The sequence below is a fragment of the Actinophytocola sp. genome, assembly GCF_045807065.1.
Classification (GTDB): Bacteria; Actinomycetota; Actinomycetes; order Mycobacteriales; family Pseudonocardiaceae; genus Actinophytocola.
The window spans coordinates 1-8,920 of sequence record NZ_JBJMIE010000766.1 but is presented as its reverse complement, the minus strand read 5'-3'; the positions used below and the strand labels follow the sequence as shown (position 1 = coordinate 8,920).

General features: G+C 70.9%; 8 protein-coding genes. 1 reads left to right on the top strand and 7 read right to left on the bottom strand.

What is annotated here, in order from left to right; translation table 11 throughout:
• Position 1 precedes the first annotated feature (1 nt).
• A complete protein-coding gene (locus ACJ73U_RS44860) occupies positions 2 to 1,177 on the top strand; it encodes an MFS transporter (RefSeq protein ID WP_407783902.1) in 1,176 nt (391 codons plus the stop codon).
• 208 nt (positions 1,178 to 1,385) lie between these two features.
• Here ACJ73U_RS44860 and ACJ73U_RS44855 read toward each other — a convergent pair whose 3' ends face one another.
• The 7 genes from ACJ73U_RS44855 to ACJ73U_RS44825 form a co-directional block, all read right to left on the bottom strand.
• Positions 1,386 to 2,561: a hydroxymethylglutaryl-CoA synthase gene (locus ACJ73U_RS44855; protein ID WP_407783901.1), complete on the bottom strand. Its 1,176-nt coding sequence runs from the start codon at positions 2,559 to 2,561 to the stop codon at positions 1,386 to 1,388.
• Between the two features lie 2 nt (positions 2,562 to 2,563).
• Positions 2,564 to 3,625, bottom strand: a complete 1,062-nt coding sequence (locus ACJ73U_RS44850) for a hypothetical protein (RefSeq protein ID WP_407783900.1) — start codon at positions 3,623 to 3,625, stop codon at positions 2,564 to 2,566.
• Positions 3,622 to 4,713: a type 2 isopentenyl-diphosphate Delta-isomerase gene (gene fni, locus ACJ73U_RS44845; protein ID WP_407783899.1), complete on the bottom strand. Its 1,092-nt coding sequence runs from the start codon at positions 4,711 to 4,713 to the stop codon at positions 3,622 to 3,624. The genes ACJ73U_RS44850 and fni overlap by 4 nt, the downstream gene beginning before the upstream one ends.
• Positions 4,691 to 5,815 (bottom strand): phosphomevalonate kinase, encoded by a 1,125-nt coding sequence (locus ACJ73U_RS44840; protein ID WP_407783898.1) that lies wholly within the window; start codon positions 5,813 to 5,815, stop codon positions 4,691 to 4,693. Before ACJ73U_RS44840 ends, fni begins: the two co-directional genes overlap by 23 nt.
• Entirely contained in the window at positions 5,812 to 6,864 is a 1,053-nt protein-coding gene (mvaD, locus tag ACJ73U_RS44835; RefSeq protein WP_407783897.1) for a diphosphomevalonate decarboxylase, read from the bottom strand. Before mvaD ends, ACJ73U_RS44840 begins: the two co-directional genes overlap by 4 nt.
• Positions 6,854 to 7,834 carry a mevalonate kinase gene (gene mvk, locus ACJ73U_RS44830; protein WP_407783896.1) on the bottom strand — a complete coding sequence of 327 codons (981 nt, stop codon included), beginning with the start codon at positions 7,832 to 7,834 and terminating at the stop codon, positions 6,854 to 6,856. Before mvk ends, mvaD begins: the two co-directional genes overlap by 11 nt.
• A gap of 96 nt (positions 7,835 to 7,930) precedes the next feature.
• Positions 7,931 to 8,920: acyltransferase family protein (locus ACJ73U_RS44825; RefSeq protein WP_407783895.1), on the bottom strand; the 990-nt coding region annotated here is incomplete at its 5' end.

Here is an 8,920-nt window from a genome sequence, read left to right as displayed (position 1 = left end):
GCTGCTCCTGGTCAACCAGTTCACCATCAACGTCGGCTTCTACATGCTGATGCCCTACCTGGCGGGCTACCTCGCCGGACCGCTCGGCCTGGCCGGCTGGGCGATCGGTCTGGTGCTCGGCATGCGGAACTTCTCGCAGCAGGGCATGTTCCTCCTCGGCGGCACGCTCGCCGACCGGTTCGGCTACAAGCCCCTGATCGTCGCGGGCTGCCTCCTGCGCACCGCCGGGTTCCTGCTGCTGGGCATGGTCGACTCGCTGCCCACGCTGGTGGTCGCGTCGGCCGCCACCGGGTTCGCCGGCGCGTTGTTCAACCCCGCGGTGCGCGCTTACCTCGCCGCGGACGCCGGTGCCCGACGGGTGGCGGCGTTCTCCCTGTTCAACGTCTTCTACCAGGGCGGCATCCTGGCCGGCCCACTCGTCGGGCTCGCGCTGACCGCGGTGGACTTCCGGCTGACCTGCCTCGCCGCCGCCGCGGTGTTCGCCGCGCTGACCGTGCTGCAGATCCGCGCCCTGCCACACCGGCCGACGACCGAAGGGCGGCGCTCGGTGCTGACGGACTGGCGGGTCGTGGCGACCAACCGGCCGTTCCTGCTCTTCGCGCTGGTCATGATCGGCTCGAACGTCCTGTCGTTCCAGGTCTACCTCGCCCTCCCGCTGCAAGCCAAGGAGATCGCCGGCTCGGGGGCGGCCGGCACCGCCCTCGTCACCGCCCTGTTCGTGGTGTCCGGCCTGCTGGCGATCGCCGGGCAACTACGCATCACCGAATGGGCGCGGGAACGCTGGCAACCCGGCCGGTGCCTGGCCATCGGCATGACGATACTGGCCGTGGCCTTCCTGCCACCAACGCTCGCCACGGGTTCCGCCACCGCGCTCGTGCTCGCCGCGACACTGCTGTCCCTGGGCACGCTGGTGGTGTTCCCGTTCGAAATGGACACCATCATCCGGCTGTCCGGCAACCACCTCGTCGCCACCCACTACGGCTTCTACAACACCGTCGTCGGCGTGGGCATCATGGCCGGCAACCTGTTCACCGGCACCGTGTTCGACCTCGCCCGCGACGCCGGCATGCCCCAACTACCCTGGGCCGGCCTGGCGCTCATCGGCCTGGTCTGCGCACTCGGCCTGCACCTGCTCGAACGCACTCAAGCCCTCTCCCCGGTACCGGCGGCCGCGTGAATCCCGCCCCGCCGACTCGACAAGCCAGTGCCCACCGCAGCGGACGCGACATTGACCGCAACAAGCCGGCGGGACCGCAGCGCACCGACGGGGTCGAGGACGTGCAGGCAGTACGTGGTGGGTCCGTCCGGTGGAATCTCGCCGCGTCGACGCTGGTCCGGTTTCCCGCCGTCCACGGCGGTCGCCCCGGGTCCCCCAGTACGGCCGGCTAGCGCGGCTCGTAGCGGCGTTTGTGGTCCCGGATCCCGGCGAGGCGGAACGGCCCGGTGGTCTGTGCCGGGGTGAGGTGCTCGCCGCCGTCGGTGGGCAGGGACCGCTGGTGCAGCTCGCGGTACTCGGCGTAGGCGAGCGGTGTGCGCCGGTCGATCGCCTCGCGGTTCGCCGCCGTCCGCAGGTGCTCGCGGTAACCCGGGACGACGGTGCCGGTGAAGAACTCGGCGACACTGCCCGAGCCGTAGCTGAGGAAACCGACGGCTTCGTCGTTGAGGTCGTCGGCCTGGTCGAGCAGTGCGGCGAGGCCGAGGTACAGCGACGCCGTGTAGCTGTTGCCGACCTCGGCGTTGTACGCGGTGGTCAGCCCGATGGCGCGCTCGATCGCGCCCTTGTCCGTATCGCCGCCGCAGAGGCTCAGCAGGTGACGGTGGGCCTTGTACGCCATCTTCGTGAACGGTTGGTGGTAGCAGAACGCGCGGAACTCCTCCAGCGGGCGGCCGCCCTGCCGCTCGTAGTCCTTCCAGACGCCTTCCACGGCCTGCAGGTAGGCGATGATCGAGCCCTCCCCGTCGACCAACGCGGTGTCCCGGTAGTTGGGCCGCCAGAAGTCCATGACGTCCGCGGTGAACAGTCCCGACGGTGCCTCGACGCGCACCAGGCCGGGGTTCGCGCCGACCAGCATGGCCACCGCCGCCGCGCCCTGGGTCGCCTCGGCCGGGCTGTCCAGGTCGTACCTGGAGACGTCGCTCGCGATCACGAGCACCCGCTGTGTGGGGTCGCGGTGCACGAGACCGATCCCGAACTGCAGCGCCGCGGTGGCGCCGTAGCAAGCCTGTTTCAACTCGACGACCCGGGCGGCGGGCGGCAGCCCGAGCAGCGCGTGCACGTACACACCGGCCGACTTCGCCTGGTCGACGGACGACTCCGTCGCGAACACGACCGTCCGGATCTGATCGGAGCCGTTGCGGGCGACGACGGGTGCCGCGGCGGCCGCGGCCATGGTCACGATGTCCTCGTCGGCGGCGGGCACGCTCAACGACCGCTGGCCGATACCCACGTGGTACTTACCGATGTCGGTGCCGTTGTGCTCGGCGAGCACCGTGTGCGGCAGGACGAACTCGGTTGTCGAGAACGACAGATCGTGGATCCCGATATCGAGATCGTTGGGCATGCCTAGTCACCGACCTTCACCTTGTTGTTGTGACGTTCCAGTTGGACATGCGTCCGCATGAGCTCGCCGGGGTTCGTCTGCGCCGCCAGCAACGACAGCTCACCGCACAACACGGTGGCCGCGGCGATCACCGCGAGACGGCGCGCGTTCTCGCCGACTTCCCGTTCGACCCGACAACCGAGCCGGGCCAGGTTGTCCTCCACGAACTCGAGTTCCTTGCCGTTGCCCACCGTGCCCACGATCAGGTTCGGCAACGTGCAGGAGAAGTACAGGTCGCCGTGCCGGTCCTCGGCCATGGTGACCCCCTGCGATCCCTCCACGATGTTGGCCGCGTCCTGACCGGTCGCCAGGTAGAACCCGAGGAGCATGTTCGCGAAGTGGGCGTTGGCCGAGCGGATGCCGCCCGCGAGCAGGGTGCCCAGCAGGTTCTTGCGGATGTTCAGCTCGGCGATCCTCGCCGCCGTCGTGTGCAGTACGTCCGCCACCACGGCCCGGGGGACGAGCAACTCCGTGACGACGTTCTTGCCCCGGCCGAGGATGCCGTTGATCGCGGTCGCCTTCTTGTCCGTGCAGTAGTTCGCCGAGATCGACCCGTAGGAGATCCCCGGGATGGTCTCCAGCAGGTGTCCCAGCAGTGCGTCGGACGCCAGCGTCGCCATGTTGTGCCCGGCGGCGTCGCCGGTGGCGAACTCGAACCGGACGAACAACAGGTTCGCGACGATCTCGTGCCGGACACCGATCAGTTCGGTGAACCTGCTGCGGGCGCGCACCACGTCGCGCAGTTCGTCGATCCGCGCCTCGATGCTCCAGGCCGCCGTGTAGGCGGTCTGCGCGTCCCGGGCCTCGACCAGCACCGACCGCGTCATCCGCTCGTCCACCAGGGTGGCGACGATGCCGTGCTCGGCGAGCATGGAGATCTTCGCCCCCCGGCCGACCGACGGCCACAGCGGCGACTCGTAGGTGGCGAGCGGAACATGGGTCTCGGTGGTGACGACGTTCCCCGAGACCCGCAGCGGCCCCACCCACCGCATCGGGACCGCGGCTACCGTGTACGGGCTCGTCATCGTGCGGTTCCCGCCAGTTCGGGCGACGACCCGACCGCACGCGAGCGCTGGGCGAGCAGCCGCGTGTCGATGCCCCGGTCGTCGCAGAAGGAGCGGAGCTCTCCGCTGATCACCAGATCGCAGTGGGACAGATCGGTGGGGGTGCGCGCGCCGAGCATCGTCTGCAGGGCCGCCAGTTGGTCCAGCCAGACGGTGATCTGCCCGATCAGCGCGGACACGCCCCCTTCCAGCAGCGTCCGCAGGAACCCGCCGGACACGCCGACGCCGTGGGCGCCGAGCGCGAGCGAGCGGGCGACGTCGAGCGGGTGGCGGACGCCACCGGAGGCGAGCACCGGCAGGTCGACCTGCTGGGCGTCCAGCAGGCAGGCCGCGGTGGACTGTCCCCAGCCGTGGAGGTAGGCGTACTCGGCGAACTCGCGTCGGCCGTTCTCGATGCGGGCGAAGTCGGTCCCGCCGCGACCGCTGACATCCACCGCCCGCACGCCCAGTTCCCGCAGGAGCAGCACGGTTTCCCGGCTCATCCCGAAACCGACCTCCTTGACGATCACCGGGACGTCGACGGCGGCGGCGATCGTCGCGATCTGCGGCGCCCATGCCGAGAACGACCGGTCGCCCTCCGGCATCACGGTTTCCTGCACGACGTTGAGGTGGATCTGCAGGGCGTCGGCGCGCAGCAGGTCCACCGCCCGCCGCGCCTTGTCCACCGACGCGGTCGCGTTGACGTTGGCCACGACGAACCCGTCCGGGTTCTCCTCGCGCAGCACGGAGAACGTGCCGGCGCAGGACGGGTCCCGGAAGTACGCGCTCATCGATCCCGACGCCAGCGGTACGCCGGTCTCGCGCGCCGCGATGGCCAGATCCCGGTTGATGACACCGGTCTTCTCGCTGCCGCCGGTCATCGCGTTGATGTAGAGCGGCACCGGCCAGGAGACGCCCGCGAAGGACACGGCCAGCGACACGTCCGGCCGGTCGATGCCCGCCAGGGCGTGGTGCAGGAACGACACCTCGTCGAACTGGTTGCCGCCGCTGAGCCCGCGCTGTTGCTCGACGGCTAGTCGGACATGGTCATCCTTGCGTTGGCTGGTCATCCTCGTTCCTTTCCACGGTGGGTCGGATCGGCAGGTGTCGGACCCCAACCTCGGCCCACCGCCCGCGTACGTCACAGATGTCGCGCGCCGCGTCGGCGGCCAGCAGTGCGATACCGCAGTCACCGCCGCCCGCCCCGGAGGGCTTCGCCGCGCCGCCGACGGCCTCCGCGACCTCGCACAACCGGGTGAGCCCCGTCGTGAAGATGCCGAGGCCGACCTCGTCGTCCAGGCGGGTCAACTCCCGCCGGGCACGGCGGATCTGGTCCTGCAGGGCGTGGTGGTCGCCGCGTTCCAGCGCGGACACCGACGCGCGAACGCAGTCGGTGGTGGTCGCCACGAACCCGCGGTGCGACTCGCCGCCCCGCCAGGGTCGCTGGTACAGGTCGGCGACCCTGGCCGTCGTGACGGCGGGTGTCCCGGTCCAACCGACCTCCAGGGACAGGCCGTCGGGCGGCGGCAACCGACGCACCCCGAAACCCGGCCACGGCACCCGCAGTGTCTCCTCGACACCCCGGCGCAGCAGCAGGTCGAGCACGGCCGCCCGGTCGGGTGATCGGTACGCCAGCCAGCCGCCCCAGGTACTGGCCGCGAGGTCGCCGCAGGAGGCTCGGACATCGATTCCCACCGTGGCGAGCACGGCCAGGCGGAACCGCGTGTCGGCGGGCAGTTCGAGACCGCAGAACGCGGTCACCGCCGCGACGGTCGCCACGGTCACCGCGCCGCTGGACCCCAGGCCGAACTTCGTTCCGTTGTCGTGCAGTTCACTGCGGACCGAGACGCTCATCGCGGGTGCGGCGAGGCCGCGTTCGGCCAGCAGCCCGCCCACGACCTCGATCGCCGACACCACATGGGTCAGGCCGACGGGCGATTCGTCATCGCACGGGTGCAGCCGACCGTCCCGCCACCGCCATCGCACCCCGCTCGGACCGAGATCGGTGGAGATCACGACACCGGCGCCGGCGTTGCCGGACACGGTGACGGTGACGTATCGGTCGACCGCCACCAGGATCGCCGGCGTCCCGGCCTCGACCACGGCGAACTCGCCAACGACGAACAACTTCCCCGGCGCACGCCGGACCACCGTGGCCGGCTGGGGCGTCATCCGCTCGCCCGCAGCAGGCGGGCACCCTGTCCCGGTCCCGCGACGTGCACCGAGCTCTCCGGGTTCGAGCGACGCAGGGCCTCGGCCACCCGGTCGGCGTCCGCGCGATGGCAGAGCACCTTGACGTTCGGCCCGGCATCCATGGTCGCGTAAGCCGACACGCCGTCCCGCCGCAGCCGCGACACCTGGTCGAGTACCTCGAGCGTGGCGGGCGACAGGTAGCGCACCGCGGGCCGCGCCGCCAGCATCGTCGCGTGCATGCCGAGCGCGTTCTGCTCGGCGATACTGCCCACCGCGTCCAGATCACCCCGCCGCAGTGCGTCCCGCATGAGGACGAGGTCGTCCTCGCTGGCGGCCACCCACGACCCGTACAGCGGCGAGGTGTCGACGGTCCGCCGCATGGCCTCACGGCTGGACACGGCTTTCGGTCCCGCGTCGACCACGACGATCACCAGCGCCGGGTCCAGGTCCCCCGATGGCACCGGCTCGGCGTAGGAGTTCAGATCCGCCTCCGCGAGCGTGCTCGTCCGCTGACCGGCGTGCCAGACGGCGAACCCGCCGAAGACGGACCGGGACGCCGACCCGGATCCGCGCCGAGCCAGGCGGGACAACGCGGTGGCGTCGAGGTCGAGCCCGTACACGGTGGCGGCGGCGACGGCGAGCGCGGCGAACGCACTCGCCGACGACGCCAGACCCGCCCCGGTCGGCACGGTGTTGTCGGTCTCGACGACGGCCGCTCCTCGGCGGCCGGCCGTGTTCCGCACCAGTTCCAGGAACGTGGTGACGCGCCGCAGTACCTCGCCGGTGGCGGGCCGGCCGTTGAGGACGACCGTGTCGTGCTCCGCGTCCGGGGCGATCCGGACGTGCGTGGTGGTCGGGAAGATGTCGAGGGTCATCGACAGGCTGTCCGACCACGGCAGGACGAGCCGCTCGTCGCGCTTGCCCCAGTACTTGACCAGCGCGATGTTCGGCTGCGCGACGGCTGTGGCGCTGCCCGAGGTGACCGGCCGCGCCGGTTGGACCAGGGTGGACCAGTGTTCAGAGCGCATCGTCGCCACGTCCTCCCAGCGATATGACCCAGGTCCGCGCGGCGCCGGCCTCGCACAGCCGTCGGGCGAGGCCGGCCGTCCGCTCGGGCGTGGTCAGGGCGAGCACGCAACCACCACCGCCGCCGCCGGTGATCTTCGCGCCGAAGCAGCCCTCGGTGAGCGCGGTCCTGACCAACGCGTCGCAGCCGTCGGTGCTCACCCCGGCGACGCGAAGCAGTTCGTGGTAGTCCGTGAGCCGCGCGCCGAGGTCGGCCAGCCTGCCGTCGGCGAGGGCAACTCGTGCCGACTCGGTCAGTTCGGTCGCCGTGCGCACGAAGGCATCCCGCGCGCCGGCGGTGCGCCCGAAGTCGTGGCGCAGCCGCTCGACCATGTCCCTGGTGCGCCCGACGACGCCGCTGTCCGCGATGACGAGCGCACCAGGACGGCCGACCCCCAGTTCCTGGACCCGACCGGCCTGGAACAGCAACGGGGCGGTCGCACCCACGGTCCACGCGTCGACGCCGCTGGAACGGCCGTGCACCACGTTCTCGGAGGTCTGGACGAGATCGAACACCTCGTCCTCGCCGACCTCGCGCCCGGCGAGATCGGCGAGGGCGAGGACGATCGCACGCGCGTACGCCGCGCTGGAGCCCAGGCCCCGACCGCTGGGAATCGTGCTCTCGATGGTCACGTCGAGCGGTGGACCGTCGATCACCCCCAGGGCGGCCCTGACCTCGCCGGTCAGCCGGCGCAGGCTCTCGGTCGCCCGCGCCGGCGTCGGCGCGGGCAGACCGCCGTCGAGGGTGACGGCGACCTCGTCCAGATCGTGCCCCCCGGTCCTCGCCCACTCGGCGCGTGCCGAGACCGTCAGTTGGGGCAGGGGCAGCGCGAGTGCCGGCGCTCCGTACACGACGGCGTGCTCCCCCAGCAGGATGGCCTTGGCATGGGCGCGGCCGATGCCGACCGCGCGTGCCCGATGGGTTCGCGACACCCGGTCCGCCGACGTCGGTGGAGTCAACGTGGTCAGCTCCCGCCTGTTGGTTTCGGTGGCACCCGGGTCCCGACACCCGGGTGCGGGCGCCTGGAGTCAGCCGGCCGGTGTGGACACCGACTCGGTCCTGGGCCGCTTGCGGCTGCGGCTGAAGCGGCGCATCATCGGCTCCTCCACCAGGCGGTACAGCAGCCAGGCCGCGAGCAGGTTCACGAGGATCAGCGCGATCAGCAACCCGAACGCCGGGACGGTGGCGAAGGTCCCCGGGAACTTCGACCGACCGTAGAAGATCACCGGGCCCTGGACCATGTAGAACGCGAAGGAGACGGTGCCCAGCCACACCATGACCCGGCCGCGCAGCCAGGCACCGCCGCCGCCGTTCAGGTCCGACGTCGCCGCGGCGCAGATGATCATGCCGACCCCGAGGATCGTGGTGAGGGTGAGGCCGTACACCCTGGGGACCACCAGCGTCAGCCAGTAGCCGACGGCGAAGACGACCGCCGAGGGCAGCAGGCCGATGCGGGGCCACTTGCCCGCCATGACGATCCGGGCCAGGACCATGCCCAACACGAACTCGACCAGACGCGGCACCGGGAACGGGTACGCGAACCACCATTGGAGCGTCGTCGCGCCGTTCCGGGGCATCATCACACCACCGTGGATCAACGGCGTCAGGATGGGCACGAGCGCCACGCCGGCGACCATCACCGCGGCCCACAGCCACAGCCGCCCTTCCGGGATCCGCCGGATCAACACGATCAGCAGCGGGAACAGGGCGTAGAAGAGGACCTCCGCGCAGAGCGACCAGGACGGGAAGTTGACGCTCTGCAGGACGACGGGATTGGTGCTGTACGCGTGGACCAGGAACAGGTTCGGCAGCCAGGCGAAGACCGGCGTGGTAGCGGCGGCGAACAGCACCATGGACAGGGCCCAGGTGGCGATGTGGTTGGGATAGATCTTCACCGCACGACGCCGCCAGAACGCCCCCGGCCGGTCCCCTGGAGTCGACGACCACGTCAGGACGAAACCACTGAGCACGAAGAAGAACGAGACCCCGATGGGACCGGCCGACTTGAAGAAGTTGTC